Origin of the sequence: Xenorhabdus sp. SGI240 (assembly GCF_040081915.1) — a bacterium.
Taxonomy (GTDB): Bacteria; Pseudomonadota; Gammaproteobacteria; order Enterobacterales; family Enterobacteriaceae; genus Xenorhabdus; species Xenorhabdus bakwenae.
This window is the reverse complement of record NZ_JBEBMB010000081.1, coordinates 1-1,012: the sequence shown is the minus strand read 5'-3', so window position 1 is coordinate 1,012 and position 1,012 is coordinate 1. Positions and strand designations below refer to the sequence as shown.

Sequence of the window (1,012 nt, the reverse complement as noted above, 5' to 3'; positions counted from 1 at the left end):
ACGCGATGCTCGACTTTAACATCCTATAACGTTGGCTTGTTGAAGCCAGTCGCGTTGACTTTTACCTTGTTTAAAATTGGCAAAAATACCCAATGTGTGAGAAAGCAGTTTTCTGGCAATTCGATTACTCAAATGCCACAAATCCCGTGCCCAGCACTTCTCGATAGCAAATTGCCCAGCAAGTTGACCAATGACGGTTTCAATTAAACGGCGTTTGGCGTTAATGACCCTTCTCGTTTTTCTGGGGATGGGATCATCCCTATTGGCACGCACTGGGGTAATCATTTCAATACCCTCTGCCTTCATTTCCTGTTTAAATTCAACGCCTAAATACCCTTTATCACCCAGCAAATAGCCTTTTATCGAGCCGATCACATCCCAGGCTGCTTCACGCTCACTGACATTGGCGGGCGTCAGCGTAAACCCGGTTACCACGCCGATTTCGTCTATCATGAGATGTCCTTTGAAGCCGTAGTAAGTTTCGTTTTTGGCGGCACAGTACCCATAATCGGCTTGTCCTTTGAAGTTGGCACTACCTTTTGCTCTTTTGAATCCACATACGGGCAGCGGAAATCCGTCGATAATATGTACCGGCCTGTCGGGCGCGCCCAATAACCTCGCCAGCTTTTCTTGCAGTAGTTGTTTAACAACCCAAAGATTCGAAATCTGTTTAGCGAAATTGGCGCGTGAACCCAGTCCCGGAAACCACTCGCGCCAGTGGTCACGAAAGTACGTCCAAATGCCTTTATCCGTTGAAAATTCTAAAAATTCGCCCACCACTTCCATCGTGATGGCTTCCGCATCGCTCAGCTTAGGTGGATATCCCCGGCTTCTGAACCGTGTGCCTTGCTGTAACGCCGTTAAGTTTTCATCTACCCAACAGAACACCCAAATGATAAAATCTTGCTGTGACATAGCCTTTTGTTCCTTTATTTCTTTCAGTCTGGTCACTTAAAGTTATAAAGGAGCGGCTATGTCATTTCAACTCTCCTCGAAAGTCGAGCATCGCGTT

Annotated in this window: 1 protein-coding gene; it reads right to left on the bottom strand. The window is 46.6% G+C overall.

Annotated elements, in window-relative coordinates; all coding sequences use genetic code 11:
• Positions 1–15 precede the first annotated feature (15 nt).
• Positions 16–915 (bottom strand): IS982 family transposase, encoded by a 900-nt coding sequence (locus ABLA76_RS15190; RefSeq protein WP_348988565.1) that lies wholly within the window; start codon positions 913–915, stop codon positions 16–18.
• Between the last annotated feature and the right edge of the window lie 97 nt (positions 916–1,012).

Coding starts and splice junctions, on each gene's coding strand:
- ABLA76_RS15190 (WP_348988565.1), bottom strand. CDS start 915: ATGTCACAGCAAGATTTTATCATTTGGGTGTTCTGTTGGGTAGATGAA.